The following is a 425-nucleotide window of genomic DNA, read 5'->3' as shown; positions in this document are numbered from 1 at the left end:
GCTACCTTTCCCAGGAGAGAATCTTCACCTTGTCCCCGCGCCGCGAGACGAAGACGAAGAGGTGGCCGGCGTAGAGACTCTCCTTCCACTCCGCGCGCACTATCGCCGCCAACCCATCGATGCTGTTGCGCATGTCCACCGGCCCACGTGCCAGCAGGATTCGCACCGCCCGGGGCAACAGCAGCATCAGCCGAGCACCGCCACGAGATGCGCGAGGTACTCCGCCTGCGTGCCCTCCGGGAAACGCAGGAGCACTCCTCGCGGCAGCGCCACCTCGAGCATCAGTCCTTCTCTCGTCCGCCGCACGGGGGACGCGACCACCTCCACGGGAAGGAACCTCCCCCGTGGCCTCTCTGTCGATTCGGGCCTCCGCCCCAGTGCGGACCTCGGCTTCTTGTACAGCGTGTACTGGAAGGCGCTGAGCG

General features: G+C 66.8%; 1 protein-coding gene and 1 pseudogene. Both read right to left on the bottom strand.

The annotated features are described in order from the left end of the window. Position 1: 1 nt before the first annotated feature. Entirely contained in the window at positions 2–187 is a 186-nt protein-coding gene (gene tnpB / locus HR086_RS47665) for an IS66 family insertion sequence element accessory protein TnpB (RefSeq protein ID WP_174468989.1), read from the bottom strand. Next, positions 187–425, bottom strand: a pseudogene (locus HR086_RS48135) (IS66 family insertion sequence element accessory protein TnpB); the annotation flags it as partial. The gene tnpB and the pseudogene HR086_RS48135, both read right to left, overlap by 1 nt.

The sequence above is a fragment of the Myxococcus sp. CA039A genome, from assembly GCF_013336645.1.
Classification (GTDB): domain Bacteria; phylum Myxococcota; class Myxococcia; order Myxococcales; family Myxococcaceae; genus Myxococcus; species Myxococcus llanfairpwllgwyngyllgogerychwyrndrobwllllantysiliogogogochensis.
This window is presented reverse-complemented; position numbering and strand designations above follow the sequence as displayed.

Excerpts from the sequence above, each read along its gene's own strand:
- tnpB (WP_174468989.1), bottom strand. The coding sequence starts at position 187 with ATGCTGCTGTTGCCCCGGGCGGTGCGAATCCTGCTGGCACGTGGGCCG.